Source organism: Mesorhizobium sp. M0772, assembly GCF_040320135.1.
Taxonomy (GTDB): domain Bacteria; phylum Pseudomonadota; class Alphaproteobacteria; order Rhizobiales; family Rhizobiaceae; genus Mesorhizobium.
In genome coordinates this window covers 1-15,510 of record NZ_JAMYPB010000080.1, presented here as the reverse complement: position 1 = coordinate 15,510, position 15,510 = coordinate 1, and the positions used below count along the sequence as shown (strand labels likewise).

The 15,510-nt window shown below is 62.1% G+C and carries 18 protein-coding genes; 7 read left to right on the top strand and 11 right to left on the bottom strand.

Annotation, left to right across the window (positions count from 1 at the left end; all coding sequences use genetic code 11):
* Nucleotides 1-82 precede the first annotated feature (82 nt).
* Both NKI06_RS29540 and NKI06_RS29535 read right to left on the bottom strand, forming a co-directional pair.
* On the bottom strand, nt 83-1,192 hold the full coding sequence (locus NKI06_RS29540; RefSeq protein ID WP_352987835.1) for an aldo/keto reductase: 1,110 nt from the start codon (nt 1,190-1,192) through the stop codon (nt 83-85).
* A 34-nt stretch (nt 1,193-1,226) separates the two neighbouring features.
* Nucleotides 1,227-1,757, bottom strand: coding sequence for a nuclear transport factor 2 family protein (locus NKI06_RS29535; RefSeq protein ID WP_352987834.1), 531 nt, complete (start codon nt 1,755-1,757; stop codon nt 1,227-1,229).
* Nucleotides 1,758-1,855: 98 nt separating this feature from the next.
* Here NKI06_RS29535 and NKI06_RS29530 point away from each other — a divergent pair, with 98 nt between their 5' ends.
* The gene (locus NKI06_RS29530) at nt 1,856-2,782 is read left to right on the top strand and encodes a LysR family transcriptional regulator (RefSeq protein WP_023754872.1); all 927 of its coding nucleotides are present in this window, start codon (nt 1,856-1,858) and stop codon (nt 2,780-2,782) included.
* Between the two features lie 33 nt (nt 2,783-2,815).
* Here the strand turns inward: NKI06_RS29530 and tsf are convergent, their stop codons facing one another.
* From tsf to NKI06_RS29505, 5 genes are all read right to left on the bottom strand, one after another.
* Complete coding sequence (gene tsf, locus NKI06_RS29525; RefSeq protein ID WP_023684688.1) at nt 2,816-3,736, bottom strand: translation elongation factor Ts; 921 nt, start codon at nt 3,734-3,736, stop codon at nt 2,816-2,818.
* Between the two features lie 108 nt (nt 3,737-3,844).
* Entirely contained in the window at nt 3,845-4,633 is a 789-nt protein-coding gene (gene rpsB, locus NKI06_RS29520; RefSeq protein WP_023671022.1) for a 30S ribosomal protein S2, read from the bottom strand.
* Between the two features lie 177 nt (nt 4,634-4,810).
* Nucleotides 4,811-5,422 carry a LysE family translocator gene (locus NKI06_RS29515; RefSeq protein ID WP_023706228.1) on the bottom strand — a complete coding sequence of 204 codons (612 nt, stop codon included), beginning with the start codon at nt 5,420-5,422 and terminating at the stop codon, nt 4,811-4,813.
* Entirely contained in the window at nt 5,419-5,697 is a 279-nt protein-coding gene (locus NKI06_RS29510; RefSeq protein ID WP_023671020.1) for a DUF4031 domain-containing protein, read from the bottom strand. Before NKI06_RS29510 ends, NKI06_RS29515 begins: the two co-directional genes overlap by 4 nt.
* A gap of 44 nt (nt 5,698-5,741) precedes the next feature.
* Nucleotides 5,742-6,572 (bottom strand): cell envelope integrity EipB family protein, encoded by an 831-nt coding sequence (locus tag NKI06_RS29505; RefSeq protein ID WP_023706227.1) that lies wholly within the window; start codon nt 6,570-6,572, stop codon nt 5,742-5,744.
* Between the two features lie 138 nt (nt 6,573-6,710).
* Between NKI06_RS29505 and NKI06_RS29500 the strand changes: the two genes are divergently transcribed.
* From NKI06_RS29500 to NKI06_RS29480, 5 genes are all read left to right on the top strand, one after another.
* Nucleotides 6,711-7,175 (top strand): RidA family protein, encoded by a 465-nt coding sequence (locus tag NKI06_RS29500; RefSeq protein ID WP_023693441.1) that lies wholly within the window; start codon nt 6,711-6,713, stop codon nt 7,173-7,175.
* A gap of 14 nt (nt 7,176-7,189) precedes the next feature.
* A complete protein-coding gene (locus tag NKI06_RS29495) occupies nt 7,190-7,918 on the top strand; it encodes a glycerophosphodiester phosphodiesterase (RefSeq protein WP_023706226.1) in 729 nt (242 codons plus the stop codon).
* 55 nt (nt 7,919-7,973) lie between these two features.
* Nucleotides 7,974-9,188, top strand: coding sequence for a GNAT family N-acetyltransferase (locus NKI06_RS29490; protein WP_352987833.1), 1,215 nt, complete (start codon nt 7,974-7,976; stop codon nt 9,186-9,188).
* 96 nt (nt 9,189-9,284) lie between these two features.
* Nucleotides 9,285-9,713: an HIT family protein gene (locus NKI06_RS29485; protein WP_023684683.1), complete on the top strand. Its 429-nt coding sequence runs from the start codon at nt 9,285-9,287 to the stop codon at nt 9,711-9,713.
* A 1-nt stretch (nt 9,714) separates the two neighbouring features.
* Nucleotides 9,715-10,902 (top strand): phosphatase PAP2 family protein, encoded by a 1,188-nt coding sequence (locus NKI06_RS29480; protein ID WP_352987832.1) that lies wholly within the window; start codon nt 9,715-9,717, stop codon nt 10,900-10,902.
* A gap of 99 nt (nt 10,903-11,001) precedes the next feature.
* Here NKI06_RS29480 and clpA read toward each other — a convergent pair whose 3' ends face one another.
* The 4 genes from clpA to NKI06_RS29460 form a co-directional block, all read right to left on the bottom strand.
* Entirely contained in the window at nt 11,002-13,491 is a 2,490-nt protein-coding gene (clpA, locus tag NKI06_RS29475; RefSeq protein WP_352987831.1) for an ATP-dependent Clp protease ATP-binding subunit ClpA, read from the bottom strand.
* Between the two features lie 6 nt (nt 13,492-13,497).
* Nucleotides 13,498-13,824, bottom strand: a complete 327-nt coding sequence (clpS, locus tag NKI06_RS29470) for an ATP-dependent Clp protease adapter ClpS (RefSeq protein ID WP_023671012.1) — start codon at nt 13,822-13,824, stop codon at nt 13,498-13,500.
* 276 nt (nt 13,825-14,100) lie between these two features.
* Nucleotides 14,101-14,430, bottom strand: coding sequence for a phasin family protein (locus NKI06_RS29465; protein WP_352512585.1), 330 nt, complete (start codon nt 14,428-14,430; stop codon nt 14,101-14,103).
* Entirely contained in the window at nt 14,427-14,702 is a 276-nt protein-coding gene (locus tag NKI06_RS29460) for a hypothetical protein (RefSeq protein WP_352987830.1), read from the bottom strand. The genes NKI06_RS29465 and NKI06_RS29460 overlap by 4 nt, the downstream gene beginning before the upstream one ends.
* A 68-nt stretch (nt 14,703-14,770) precedes the next feature.
* Here NKI06_RS29460 and NKI06_RS29455 point away from each other — a divergent pair.
* Nucleotides 14,771-15,510 (top strand): D-alanyl-D-alanine carboxypeptidase family protein (locus NKI06_RS29455; protein ID WP_502900626.1); only part of this gene is annotated, 740 nt, incomplete at its 3' end.

The window sequence follows — 15,510 nt, the reverse complement described above, 5'->3', positions numbered from 1 at the left end:
ATGTGCTGTGCCCCCACCCCGCTGGGGCGCCGCTAGTGCCCGCGCGCCCCCTCGCCCAATTCCGCCTTCCCGTCGCGGCCCGTCAGTTGCTGGTGATGCTGACGGCGTCGCCCTCGACCAGCAGCGGCGGCGCATACCCCAACGGCTTGTCGCCGGTCACGGCGCCGCCGGTAACCCGGGCTTGTATGTCGGAACCGAAATAGGCGTACGGGAATGGCGGCGGTGTCTTGCTGACCGTATCCAGCCGCGCGCGAAGCTCGGCGGGTAAAGTGAAATCCAACGCCGCCAGATTGTCCTGCAACTGCGCCAGCTTGGTGGCGCCAAGAATCACGGTGGCGATGCCCGGTTGCGTTGCCACCCAGTTGAGCGCGACCTGCGCCATGCTGCGTCCGAGTTCGGCGGCAACTTTTTCGAGCTCCGCCACGATCGCCCAGTTGCGCTCGGTGAACTTCTGGAACCCCGGATGAGTGGTGTTGCGAAAGCCGTCGAGCCGGCCGGCATGGCCTTCCTGCGTCGGCCGGTACTTGCCGCTGAGCAGCCCGCTGGCCAGCGGGCTCCACCCCATGATTCCTGCGCCATGGCGGGTGCCGAAGGGCACGAACTCATTTTCGATCGAACGCTCCGCCAGCGAATATTCAAGCTGCAGGGCCGACACCGGCTCGTAGCCGCGCCACTCGGCGATCGTCTGCGCGCGGGCAGCATACCAAGCCGGCACATCGGACAGGCCGACATGGCGAATTTTGCCCGCACGCACGAGATCATCCATCGTGCGCATGACCTCCTCGGCCGGCGTCAGCCCGTCCCAGACATGGAGGAGGTAGAGGTCGATATAGTCAGTGCCCAACCGCTTCAGCGAGGCGTCCACGGCGCGCAAGATGTTCTTGCGGCCATTGCCACCGGCGTTCGGATTGCCGGGCTCCGCGTTGAAGGTGAATTTCGTGGCGATCACGGCTCTGTCGCGCAAGCCTCGCTCGGCGATGAATTCGCCGAGCCAGGTTTCGGCTGTGCCGCCGGTGTAGAGGTCGGCGGTGTCGAAGAAATTGCCGCCGGCCTCGACATAGGCGTCGGCCATGGCGCGCGCGGTTTCCCTGTCCGCGCCCCAGCCCCATTCGGTGCCAAAGGTCATGGTGCCCAGTGCCAACCGGCTGACGCGCAGGCCGCTGTTGCCCAGTGTGTAATAGCTCATGGTCATGGTGTTTTTCCTATCCTGATTTCTTGACGCCGGCTCACTGGCCAGGCGTCATCTTGACCCAGGGATTGCCGCGCTCATGCGTGGCGCGGAAAACGAAGCCGTCGACTTTCCAGCCGGTCCCGGAGCGAACCAGATGGTGCTCGTAGGTGCCCCAGACTTCCCACAGCGGGTCGCCATTGCCTTCCATCCGGTTCCAGGCATAGCCGTTCGAAGAGACGGTCGCCGCGTCCGCCTCAAAGATCACCTGGTGATTGGTGCGCAGATGCAGGCTGGTCTTGCTGCCCCTGAGGTTGCCGGCCCAGGTACCGATCAGATCGTCGGAGGGGATGGTGGCGGCAGGCTGTCCTGACAGGCTGCTGAAGTCGACGGTGACACGGTCGGCGAAATAGGAGCGGGCAAGCTTCCAGTCCTGCGCATCGACGGCACGGTCGATGGCATCGGCGATGCGGATGACGGCGCGTTCGTCGGCGAGCGCGCGCCAACCGGACGGCTCGGCCGCGCCGCCGGCATCAGCCGGCGCCAGAGCAAGGGCTGCGGCGAAGGTAGCGTGTTTCAAGGCATTCATCTCTCTTCTCCTTGTGCATTGGTGACGGCAATATGGGTCAGCCTGTCGGCATCGAGAACATTGAAGTGTTCGCAAGTACTATGCGATATCATGCATGAATGGATCGGGATCTGCTCAGTCATTTGCCTGTCATCGTCGCCGTTGCCCGACGCGGCGGCTTTGCGCTAGCTGCGGCCGAACTGGGCATGTCCCCATCCGCCGTCAGCCATGCGGTGCGCCTCGTGGAGGAGCGGATCGGCCAGCCGCTGTTTGCGCGCACCACGCGCAGCGTCTCGCTGACGGAAGCCGGCAAGGCGCTGGTGGAGACGGCAGCCCCTGCCCTCCAGGATATCGCCGACCGAATGGACCGCATCCGAGCCATCAAGGGCCGGCCCTCCGGCTTGCTCAGGTTGAACGTTCCCAACATCGCCGTTCCACTTGCCGTCACTCCCGTGGCCGCCGCGATGGCTGAACGCTATCCTGATGTGACCATCGAATTGCTCACCGACCAGGGGCTGGTGGACATTGTCGGCGAGGGTTTTGATGCCGGCATCCGGCTGGGCGAGATGATCGCACAGGACATGGTCACGGTCCGGCTGACGCCGCCATTCAACGCCGTGATCGTCGCCTCCCCCGCCTATGTCGGCCGGCATGGCCGTCCGCGCGGTGTGGCGGATCTTTCGGACCACAATTGCATCGGCTACCGGCTTGTGCGCTCCGGCGCACTCTATCGCTGGGACCTGACTGAGGACGGCAAGGATGTCGTGGCCGAGACGAAGGGTACGGTCATCGTCACCGATTCGCTGGCCGCGATCGACCTTGCGCTTGCCGGCGTCGGGCTGACCTATGTGTTCGAGCCGCTGGTGCGCGCGGAATTGGCCGCCGGCCGCCTCGTTCAGATCCTGCCGCAAACGGCGATCGAGGAGCCCGGCCTCTTCCTTTACTTCCCGCGCAGGGCGTCGACGGCGCCAAAGCTCAGGGCCTTCATCGACACCGCACAAGAAATCGGCCGAGCATCCTTGCGGACACCCGGCCGAGTTGCCTGAGCTGAGAAGCCCTTTTCGGGGCTATTTTTAAAACTACTTCTTCACCGCCGCCGCGACTTCCGCCGCGAAATCGGTCTCTTCCTTTTCGATGCCTTCGCCCAGCGCAAAGCGCAGATAGGCGGAGATCTTGGCCGGAGCGCCGATGTCCTTCTCGGCATCCTTCAGCGCCTGCTCGACAGTGATGTCGGGATTGAGCACGAAGGCCTGCTTGAGGAGCACGACTTCCTCGTAGAACTTGCGCAGGCGGCCTTCGACCATCTTTTCGATGATCGCTTCCGGCTTGCCGGACTGGCGCGCCTGGTCGGCGAAGATCGCCTTCTCGCGCTCGACCGCTGCCGGATCGATCTGCTCGGCGGTCAACGCCAGCGGGTTGGTGGCGGCGACATGCATGGCGACCTGGCGGCCAAAGGCGTTGGCGGCATGCTCATTGCCCGTCGTCTCGATCGCGACCAGAACGCCGAGCTTGCCAAGACCATCGGCAACCGCATTGTGGACGTAGGTTGCGACAGCACCGTGCGGGACGGTGAGCTTGGCCGAACGGCGGAAGCTCATGTTCTCGCCAATGGTGCCAACGGCGTCCTTGATGGTGTCAGTGACCGACTTGTCCGAACCCGGATACTTTGCGGCAGAGACAGCCTCCGTCGTGCCATAAGCAAGCGCGACCTTGGCGACATTGCGAACGATCTCCTGGAACTGCTCGTTGCGGGCCACGAAATCGGTCTCGGAGTTAACCTCGACGATGGCGGCCTCGCGGACGCCGGAGTCGACGCCGATCAGGCCTTCGGCGGCAGTACGGCCAGCCTTCTTGTCGGCCTTGGAAATGCCCTTCTTGCGCAGCCAGTCGACGGCCTCTTCGATGTTGCCGTTGGTCTCGGTCAACGCCGCCTTGCAGTCCATCATGCCCGCGCCGGTCAAGTCGCGGAGTTCTTTGACCTGTGCAGCCGAAATGCTCATTGTCGCCTCTTTGTTTTAAATGCACCGACGCACCACCGGTACTCGGTGATGCGTCCGTCTAGCGTGCCAAATATGAGAATGATGAAGGCCGCAACCGGCCTTCGATTGTCAAGCTTCCGGAGCGTCCGCAGCCGGGGCCGGAGCCGGATCAAGCGCCGGTTCGACCGGAGCTTCGACCGAGGCGCCGATGTCGACGCCGAGCGCGCCCTGCTGGCGGGCGATGCCGTCGATGGCAGCCTTGGCGATCAGGTCGCAATAGAGCTGGATGGCGCGCGCCGCGTCGTCATTACCGGGGATCGGGAAGTCGATCTTGTCCGGATCGCAGTTCGAATCGATGATGGCAACGACCGGAATGCCGAGGCGCTTGGCCTCGAGAATGGCGATCGCTTCCTTGTTGGTGTCGATGACGAACATCAGGTCGGGCGTCGAGCCCATGTCCTTGATACCGCCGAGCGCCTTGTCGAGCTTCTCGCGCTCGCGGTCGAGGTTCAGGCGTTCCTTCTTGGTCAGGCCCTGGGCTTCGCCGGCCAGCATCTCGTCGAGCTTGCGCAGGCGCTGGATCGAATTCGAGATCGTCTTCCAGTTGGTCAGCATGCCGCCGAGCCAACGCGAGTTGACATAGTATTGGGCCGAACGCTGTGCGGCGTCGGCGACGATGTCGGACGCTTGGCGCTTGGTGCCGACGAACAGCACGCGGCCGCCCTTGGCAACGGTGTCGGAAACCTGCTTCAGAGCCTGGTGCAGCAAAGGCACCGTCTGCGACAGGTCGATGATGTGGATGTTGTTGCGGGCGCCGTAGATGTAAGGCGCCATCTTCGGGTTCCAGCGGTGGGTCTGGTGGCCGAAGTGAATGCCAGCTTCCAAAAGCTGGCGCATGCTGAAATCAGGCAGTGCCATTCTTAGTTCCTTTTCCGGTTAGCCTCCACGGACACAGGCATTTTTGGACTTTGTCCTCGAACGCCACCGGAGGTTTCAGCCGGATTTCTCCCGGGCAGACACCAAAGTCCGTGTGTGGAATGAGCGCGCATATAGAGGGGAAGCGCTGCAAACGCAAGCGGTGAGGTGCTTCATCGCTCAGCGTGCGGCAATCAGCGCTCCGGTGCCGATCATGGCGCTGCCGGCGAACCGGTTAATCAGCCGCATGCGTTCGGGCGTCCTGAGCCAGCCGGATGCCCTGCCCGCCAGCGCGGCGTAGATGCCAATGGTGAGAATATTGGCGCCGACGACGACTGCCACCACCAGCAGGCCGTCGGCAAACGTCATGGTGTCGAGGTTGAGGATCAGCGGCATGATCGAGGCGTGGAACAGGATCGCCTTCGGGTTGCCGAGCGCCACGGAGGCGCCAAGCAGGAACGACCGCGACAATCCGGTTTGGGGGATTCCTTGCGCGGCCGATTGCGCGGCCGCGGCCCGCCACATCTTGATGCCGAGGAAAATCAGGTAGGCCGCACCGGCGTATTTCAACAGGAGAAACACCCATTCGAAGGTCTGGGCCAGCGCCACCAGCCCGAGCAGTGCCAGGGTGACCAGCACGGCATCGCCGGCGGCAATGCCCATTCCGGCGACGAACGCACGCAGGAAGCCGCGTGCCACGCCGTTGGTGATCACCGTGAACATCGCCGGTCCCGGCGTGGCGGCGGCAAGTGTGATGGCAAGGCAATAAGCCAGGAATGCCGTTAGGGTCACGATCGGCCCTTTCCGTTGGGTACCCGTACGCGCCTGAAGATCGCAACGATCTCCTCGCGGCTGCATTCGATGGCGCCGAGCCGCACCGCCCGGTCGCGCTCGAAGCCGGTTATGTCATAGTGCGGCGCCGATGTCCTGGGCGGCCCCTGGTAGGACGAACGCTTGACGCCAAGCTCGGCGGCGAAACGATGCAGTTCGTCCGTATCGTCGGCCATCAGGTGGCACCAGCGATGGCCGGCCCATTTCCAGATCGCCGCATCGACATAGACCGCCATCGGGAACTGCCATCAAGCCTGCCGTGGCCAGCGCCGCATTGTTGCTATTTCGAGACCGGGCAAGGCTTGGTCTGATCGAACAGCGACAGGTTGACCAGCTTTCCGGTCATCGAGAACTCGCCATAGTCCATTGTGAGGTCGCGGGTGATGCCGTTCTCGTGCAGCTTGAAGCTGATGCGGTATTCCGGCACCTCTTCGCCCGATTTGTCGGTCTCGTCGAAATAGGCGATGTCGACCGGCCAGTATTTGTCGCCTGCAAGCTTGGCCAGCGCCGGCGCTTCGGGGTCGGCCTTGTCGCCCTCGGCCTTCTTGCCGACGATGACGGTGGTGGTCATCACCTTGTTGGCATCCTCCGAACCGTCGAACAGGCTGGTTTCGTAGAAATTCTCGCCCTTCTCGGCCTTGCCGATCAGTTCGACCAGATGCTGGGTCGGGAACTGAGTAGCGGCGAGTTCCAGGCTGTTCTTCTCGGGCTTGTCGATGTCGACCTTGAGGCCCTTGGTCTCTTTCGTGGCGGTGCCCTTGACCTCCTTGTCTAGGTTCTGGTCGACGAAGGATTTGGTCACGAACGAGAAGGTCTTGCCTTCAGCGTCCTCGAACGTGGTCGTCTGCTGGTCGGTCAGCCTGGTGTTGTCGCCGGTGGCGATCTGGGTGACGAAACGGAATTTTGCCGTATAGCCCTCGCAGGGCGAGCCGTTGAACTCATAGACCATGCGGCCGGAAATGCCGGTGATGCCCGAGCGGTCCGACGCCTTGTCGAGGGTAAGATCGTAGACGGCGCGATGCGCCTGCAGCGCCGGCACGGCAAAGGCTGGAGCCATCGAGAACAGCACCGGAACGAGAACGGCGTGGAAGGCAAGGCGCGTTGCGCGCATAAAGGGCTCCGATCGTCGCAGCTGATGGCAGGCCGCAGGTAAGGATGGTCCAGCTTAAAAAAAGTCGTGGCGGAAGCGAGGCAAAAATAGCAATTTCGGCCCGGCCAGCGCGGCGTCTCCAAGCAATAGGGAAATACGATGAGTGAAACAATCGAAAAGCGGCTAAGCGATCTCGGCGTGACGATACCTGCCGCCGCAGCGCCCGCCGCGAACTATGTGCCCTATTGCAGGTCCGGCAATCTTTTGTTCACCGCCGGGCAGTTGCCGCTCAAGGACGGCAAGCTGCAGGCAAGCGGCCTGCTCGGCCGCGACGTCGACACGGCAACCGGCAAGGAAGGCGCAAAGTACTGTGCAATCAACATCTTGGCGCAGGCAAAAGCAGCACTTGGCGATCTCGAAAAAATCCAGCGGCTGGTCAAGATCACCGTCTTTGTTGCATCAGTGCCGGATTTCGTCGAGCAGCATCTGGTCGCCAATGGCGCCTCCGATTTCCTGGTCGCGGCCCTTGGCGAGCGCGGCAAGCATGCCCGCTCCGCCGTCGGCACCGCCTGTCTGCCGCTTAATGCCGCAGTGGAAATCGAAGCCGTCTTCGAGGTCGCATGAGCAGGACCAAGACAATGACCGACCTTTCCTGGCTGACCGCCCGCCCGGTGGCGCATCGCGGCTTTCACGACATGAACAAGACGCGCTGGGAAAACACGCTGTCGGCCTTCGCTGCTGCCGCCGAGCGCGGCTATGCGATCGAATGCGACGTGCATTTGTCGTCCGACCGCGTCCCCGTCATCATTCATGACGGCGATCTCAGTCGGTTGACCGGCCAGGACGGCTTCGTCTGGCAGCGCACGGCAGCGGAACTGGCGGCGCTCAGGATCGGCGGCACCAAGGACCATGTGCCGACACTTCAGGAGGTGCTCGACCTGGTCGACGGCCGCGTGCCTTTGGTGGTCGAATTGAAGGGTGTGCCCGGCTACGACGAGGGCCTGGTGGCGAGCGTCGGCAAGATGCTGGAGCGCTACAAGGGCAAGGCGGCGATCATGTCGTTCGACCACTGGCTGGTCCGCGATTTCCCCAGGGATGCGCCAGGAATTCCGGGCGGGCTCACGGCCTATGGCCAGGACAACCAGTTGATCGAGGCGCATTTCGCCATGCTGGCGCATGACCTCGCCTTCACCTCCTATGCCGCGGGCGATCTGCCGAACCCGTTCGTCAGCTTCGTGCGCGAAAGGCTTAAAATGCCTGTCATCACCTGGACGGTGCATGACCAGCCGGCGGTGGATCTCACCTTCAAATACGCCGACCAGATGACGTTCGAAGGGTTCGAACCCGATCTGGTCAATGTCGCCTGATGGAAGTGCCTGAAACGTGACTTGTAGCGGCCCCGACAGAGCTTAAATAAGCCCCATGGATCAGGGTGATGAAGGTGACGGGCAAACGGCGAATGCGGAGTTTTCCATCCGCGTTGCCGCCGGCATCAATGCCTTCACCTGCGACGAGTGGAACGGCTTTACCGGCACAACCCGCAGCGACACAGAAAATGGCTATAACCCTCTCGTTTCATATGCTTTTCTGAGCGCGCTTGAAGATTCCGGCTGCGCCGTGCGGCGTACCGGCTGGCAAGGTCATCATCTCAGACTGGAAAATGCCCAAGGCAGATTGCTGGGCGCCGTGCCCTGCTATCTCAAATCGCACAGCCAGGGCGAATATGTCTTCGACCACGGCTGGTCCGATGCGTTCGAACGCGCCGGCGGCAACTACTATCCGAAACTGCAATGCGCCGTGCCGTTCTCTCCGGTCACCGGCCCTCGCCTGCTGGTCAGCAAGGGCGAGGACAGCGCCATTGTGAAGGCCGGTCTCGCAGCGGGCCTAAAGGCGGTGACGGAAAAGCTCGGCGTGTCGTCCGCGCATGTCACCTTCGCCAGTGAAAGCGACGTTGCAACGCTGGAAGCAGCCGGCTTCCTGCACCGCACCGACCAGCAGTTCCACTTCTTCAACGAAGGCTTTTCGACCTATGACGATTTCCTCGCCACGCTGGCATCGCGCAAGCGCAAGGCGATGAAGAAGGAGCGGCGCGAGGCGCTCGCCAACGATATCTCGATCGACCGGCTGACCGGCAAGGACCTGACCGAAAGGGCCTGGGACGATTTCTTCGCCTTCTATATGGATACCGGCAGCCGCAAATGGGGCCGGCCCTATCTCAACCGCAAGTTCTTCTCGCTGATCGGCGAGCGCATGTCCCAGGATATCCTGTTGGTAATGGCCAAGCGCAATGGCCGCTATGTCGCCGGCGCCATCAACTTCATCGGCTCCGATGCGCTCTACGGCCGCAATTGGGGCCGCATCGAGGACCACCCGTTCCTGCATTTCGAAGTTTGCTACCATCAGGCCATCGACTTCGCCATCGAGCGTAAGCTGAAGGTGGTCGAGGCCGGCGCGCAGGGTGAGCACAAGCTGGCGCGCGGCTATCGTCCCGTGACCATGCATTCGGCGCACTACATCGCACATCCCGGCCTGCGCAATGCTGTGGCCGACTATCTCCGGCGGGAACGCCGCGAGGTCGAGCGGATGGGCGAAATCCTGGAAGAGCATACGCCGTTCCGCAAGGATCTTGAGGAATAGCGATCCGCCCCTGCCCTCGCCTGACCATCTTACCTGACCATCTTGCCGGTCCGGGACAGCTTCGCTACACCGGGAGCATACTCCCGGAGCGCCGCCATGACCGAGGCCTACGACCCCAGCAATATCTTCGCAAAGATCCTGCGCGGCGAAATCCCCTCGCACCGCATCTACGAGGATGATGCCGTGGTCGCCTTCATGGATGTGATGCCGCAAGGCCCCGGTCACACGCTGGTGGTGCCCAAAGCACCGTCGCGCAATCTGCTCGATGCCGATCCCGCGACGCTCGGCCGGCTGTTCACCACGGTCCAAACGGTCGCGCTGGCGGTCAAAAAGGCTTTCGGCGCTGACGGGGTCACCATCCTGCAGTTCAACGAACCGGCGTCCGGCCAGACCGTCTACCACCTACATGTCCATGTCATCCCGCGGTTCGAAGGCATCGCGCTCAAGCCGCATACGGGGCAGATGGAGAAGCCCGAAGTGCTGACGGAGAACGCGGCGAAGATCCGAGCAGCGCTGAACGGTTGAGGTGCCACAATCCACCACGTCGGTTAGGAAAATATCAAACCACGCCGTGATAACGTGCTCCGTACCGGGATGCGTTTGGGTTTTCAAAATCGTGGAACATTCGGTTGCGACATCAGAGCCGTTGGTAAAAGCAGCTGCCGGGCGGGCCTTTCTGCGCACCTTGGCGGACGCGTACCGGCGACACCGCCTGCTGCACGCGATGGCCATCGCTGCCCTGCTTTTGGCAGCCGCGGTCGGCCTGCGCACCGGAAACATGCCGGATTTCGGCGTGCTGGAAGACTATTCCCAATACCTTCTTTTCGCTTTCTGGATCGGTGGCTGCGCCTTCGCACTCGGCAGCTTTTTTCACCTTGCACTCATCAAGCGGGATCCTGAGCCGCTCGGCACTTTCCTGCGATCGATCGGCGGCGTCTTCGGCGACGCCGAGCGCAACGCCAACAGCCTGAATGGTCTGGCCGCGTGCATTGCGCTCATATCCGCTTTCGGTGTGTTGAAAGGCGCGGTCGCGATCCTTTCGCCATTCGCATGGGATCACGCATTGGCTCAGGCCGACCGGGTGCTGCATTTCGGCCGAGCGCCCCATGAATGGCTATGGTTTATCGTCCAGTCGCCGCTCGCCGTAAGATCGTTCAACCTGGCTTACAATTCCTGGTTCGTCGTCCTTATCGCCTCGGTCTTCATCGCTTGCATCACGCGCAGGGACACGAAGCTGCGTCACCAGTTCCTGATGAGCTTCATGCTCGTGTGGATACTGGCGGGTTTTTTCCTGGCGATGGGCCTGTCTTCGGCAGGGCCGTGCTTTTACGAGCGACTGGGGCTGGGCAGCGACTATCATTCCCTGATGCAAGCACTCGCCGCCGCCGATCGCATCTATCCGATCTGGGCGCTCAGCACGCAGGACATTGTGTGGAGCGGCTATATCGGGGCGACGCCAGGCAGTCTCGGCATATCCGCCTTCCCGTCCATGCATGTAGCGATGGCGGTGCTTTTCGCGCTTTATGCAACACGCCGCTCATGGTTGGCCGGCCTTTTGATGTGGGCATTCGCCGCAATCATCATGGTCGGCTCGGTCGTCCTTGGCTGGCATTATGCCGTGGATGGCTATGCGAGCGTTCTGATTTCGATCGCCATCTGGAAGGCGTGCGGGTACTTCCTGGGCAAGTTTGCACCCGAGGGCCTCGCCGCCTGACCTAACAACATCTGCCCTGAAAAGCAGGGGCGCTGTGTCGGCAAACCGGCCAGCCAATGAAAAAAGGGCCCGTCACCGGGCCCTTCATAGGCGAACCTTTCAGCTCTTGCGCGGCAGTTGCGGCACCAGGCTGCGCTTGCCGCCATCCTTGCCCTTGGGCTCAGGCTCGTCCTTGCCCTTGGGCTGAGGCTTCTGCGCCACCGCCTTCTTGGCGACGGGCTTCTTGGCCACCGCCTTGCGGGCTTTCGGCGTCTCTTCCGGCTCCTGCTTCGGCTGCACCGGGGCTTCGTCGGCCAGTGATTCGAGCTTCAGGCCGGTTTCGCCGGTTTCCTTCTTCTCGACGGTGACGCGCACCGTGCCGCCCTTCTTGAGCTTGCCGAACAGCACTTCGTCGGCCAACGGCTTCTTGATGTGCTCCTGGATGACCCGGCCGAGCGGCCGCGCACCCATGCGCTCATCATAGCCCTTGTCGGCCAGCCAGGCGATCGCGTCGGACGACAGGTCGAAGGTGACGCCCCGCTCGGAGAGCTGGGCCTCGAGCTGCATGACGAACTTCTGCACCACCTGATGGATGACCGGCACCGGCAGCGAGCCGAACGGGATGATCGCATCGAGACGGTTGCGGAACTCCGGCGTGAACAACCGGTTGATGGCCTCGACATCGTCGCCTTCGCGCTTGGTCGATCCGAAACCGATCGCCGCGCGCTGCGCATCGGATGCGCCCGCATTGGTGGTCATGATAAGGATGACATTGCGGAAGTCGATCTGCTTGCCGTTGTGGTCGGTCAGCTTGCCGTGGTCCATGACCTGCAACAGGATGTTGAACAGGTCCGGATGCGCCTTCTCGACTTCATCCAGCAAGAGCACGCAGTGCGGATGCTGGTCGACCCCGTCGGTCAACAAGCCGCCCTGGTCGAAGCCGACATAGCCGGGAGGCGCGCCGATCAACCGCGAGACGGTGTGGCGTTCCATATATTCCGACATGTCGAAGCGGATCAGCTCGACGCCGAGCGAGGCAGCCAACTGCTTGGCGACTTCGGTCTTGCCGACGCCGGTCGGGCCTGAGAACAGGTAGGAGCCGATCGGCTTTTCCGGTTCGCGCAGGCCGGCACGTGCCAGCTTGATCGCCGAGGTCAGCGCGGTGATGGCGGTGTCCTGGCCATAGACGACGCGCTTCAGCTCGATGTCGAGGCCTTGCAGCACCTTCTCGTCGTCTGCCGAAACCGTCTTCGGCGGGATGCGGGCCATCGTGGCGATCGTGGCTTCGATCTCCTTGATGCCGATCGTCTTCTTGCGCTTGGCTTCCGGCACCAGCATCTGCGAGGCGCCGGTCTCGTCGATCACGTCGATCGCCTTGTCCGGCAGCTTGCGGTCGTTGATGTAGCGGGCCGACAGTTCCACCGAAGCCTTGATCGCCTCGTTGGTGAACTTCACCTTGTGGAATTCCTCATAATAGGGCTTGAGGCCCTTCATGATCTCGATGGCGTCCTCGATGGTCGGCTCGTTGACGTCGATCTTCTGGAAGCGCCGCACCAGAGCGCGGTCCTTCTCGAAGAACTGGCGGAACTCCTTGTAAGTGGTCGAGCCGATGCAGCGGATGGCACCCGAAGACAGCGCCGGCTTCAACAGGTTCGACGCATCCATCGCGCCGCCGGACGTCGCACCGGCGCCGATGACGGTGTGGATCTCGTCGATGAACAGCACGGCGCCGGGATAATCCTCTAGCTCCTTGACAACCTGCTTCAGCCGCTCTTCGAAATCGCCACGGTAGCGGGTGCCGGCCAGAAGCGTGCCCATGTCGAGCGCGAAAATGGTGGCGTCCTGCAGCACTTCGGGCACGTCGCCTTCGACGATGCGCTTGGCCAGACCTTCGGCAATCGCCGTCTTGCCGACGCCGGGATCGCCGACATAGAGCGGGTTGTTCTTGGAGCGGCGGCACAGCACCTGGATGGTGCGGTTGATTTCGCTCTCGCGGCCGATCAGCGGATCGATCTTGCCGGCCTTGGCCTTGTTGTTGAGGTTGACGCAATAAGCCGTCAGCGCATCCTGCTGCTGCCTCTTCTTGCCGCCTTCCTCCTGCGGCTCGGCGCCGTTCTGGCCGCCCTGCTCGTCATCGGCGCCGCGCGGCGAGCGCGTCTCCGATGCGCCGGGGCGCTTGGCGATGCCGTGCGAGATGTAGTTGACCGCGTCGTAGCGGGTCATCTGCTGTTCCTGCAGGAAATAAGCGGCATGGCTCTCGCGCTCGGCAAAGATGGCGACGAGCACGTTGGCGCCGGATACTTCCTCGCGGCCGGACGACTGCACATGGATCACCGCGCGCTGGATGACGCGCTGGAAGCCGGCGGTCGGCTTGGAATCCTCATCGTAGCCGGTGACGAGATTATCGAGCTCGGTGTCGATATAGGTCAGAACGGTGTGCTTCAGCTCGTCGAGATCGACGTTGCAGGCGCGCATAACGGCGGCCGCCTCGGTGTCGTCGATGAGGGCGAGCAGCAGATGTTCTAGGGTTGCATATTCATGGTGCCGCTCATTGGCGAGCGTCAGCGCCTGGTGAAGCGCCTTTTCCAGGCCTTGGGAGAAAGCCGGCATGTTACCTCACTTCTTCTCCATCACGCATTGCAGCGGATGCTGATTCTGTCGGGCGAAATCCATGACCTGAGACACTTTGGTCTCGGCCACCTCGAATGTATAGACCCCGCACTCGCCCACTCCATGATTGTGAACATGAAGCATGATGCGTGTGGCGGCTTCGCGGTCCTTTTGAAAAAAACGCTCCAGGACGTGAACCACGAACTCCATGGGCGTGTAGTCGTCGTTGAGGATGAGGACCCTGTAAAGGCTGGGCTTCTTGGTCTTGGTCTTGGTGCGCGTAATGACGGCCGTGCCGCGACCGGCCTCATTGCCGTCGCCGTCACTTTGCATCCGCACCACGCTTCTCGTGGCAGTGAAACCTGAAGTCACGTAATCCTGCCTCTTTCGAATCCCCATGCGAGTTCGATATGTAGGTGTTCGATGGACGATTTTAAGCCCTTCTTGTTAGCTGACAATATGGCTAGGTGGGCAAACCGAGGGGATTTTCAAAATCGTGAACCGCCAAAGCCCCGGAATTGAAACCGGCATGAAAAAACCCGGCCGCGCATCCGCGACCGGGTCTGTTTTGCAAGCCCGAAAGGCCGTGCCTGGTATTCTCGAGCGAAATTACTTCGCCTTGGCGACAATCGATTCGAAGGGCTTGTAAGCCTCCTTGGCGAGATCGGCATAGAGATCGCCGAACTTGGTCGCCTCGGCAACGAAGCTCTCATAGCTCTGCTTGGCGAAGTCGGACTGGATCTCGACCGCCTTTTCCAGCGACTTGGCGGAGAACAGCTTTTCGACCGCGGCGCTGCCGGCTTCGAAGCTCTTCTTGGTGTATTCGCCAGCTTCAGCGGCGATCGCCTGCGCCCCCTTGGAGAGCGAGGTGAAGCTCTTCAATCCGGTATCGGCAAACTCCTTGCCGTATTTCGAGAAGTCCTCGTAGGTCTGGGTCATTTGACGTTTCCCTTGGCGTTTTGAAGCGCCCTTGCCTGAGCGCGATTGTGCAATGCACGAGAATATATTGTGCGCTGCACAAAAGTCAAGATTTCAGCGGCATCAGGCCGCGCTGCGCCGGCAACAGCTAAAATTCGAATAAAGAAAGGCTCAAGCCCGAGGAAAATGGTGAACGCGCCGGTTACCATAAACGGATTGGTAACGCTGGCCGCGATAGTTTGACGACAAGTGAGGTCGGATCCCTTTGCCGCCTCCAGGGCAATGTATTTCAAAGGAACTATCAGTGCGTCAGGCGTTGTCGGTCTTCGGTTCAAAATCCGCATCTTCCCTCAAAACGATCATGATCCTCGCTTTGGCGATGTCATTTGTCGTTGCGGATGCCGCGTCCTCGATGGCCGCCAGGTCTTCGGCGATCGTCGTCGACGCCAAGACCGGCAAGGTGCTTTATTCCTCCGATGCCAACGGCCGGCGCTACCCGGCGTCGTTGACCAAGATGATGACGCTCTACCTGACCTTCGAGGCCATGGCGAAGGGCCGGATCAGCAGGAACACGCCGGTGCCGTTCTCGGCCAAAGCGGCGGCCGAACCGCCGACCAAGCTCGGCGTCAAGGCGGGCGGAGCGGTTTCCGTCGAGACCGCCATCCTGTCGATGGTGACCAAGTCGGCCAATGATTCGGCGACCGCGCTCGGCGAACTGCTCGGCGGCAGCGAAAGCAATTTCGCCCGCATGATGACCGCCAAGGCGCGCGCGCTCGGCATGGACGGCACCGTGTTTCGCAATGCCAACGGCCTGCCCGATCCCGGCCAGTTCACAACCGCCCACGACATGGCGATGCTCGGCATAGCGCTGAGGGAACATTATCCGCAGTATTACGGCTATTTCTCGCAGCGCTCCTTCCTGTACGGTCGCCAGCGCATCAATGGCCACAACCGCCTGCTCGGCCGCATCAAGGGCGTCGACGGCATCAAGACCGGCTATACCCGCGCCTCCGGCTTCAACCTGGTCTCGTCGGTTTCGGATGGCAACCGCCGCCTCGTCGCCGTCGTCATGGGCGGCACTTCGGGGCGCAGCCGCGCCCA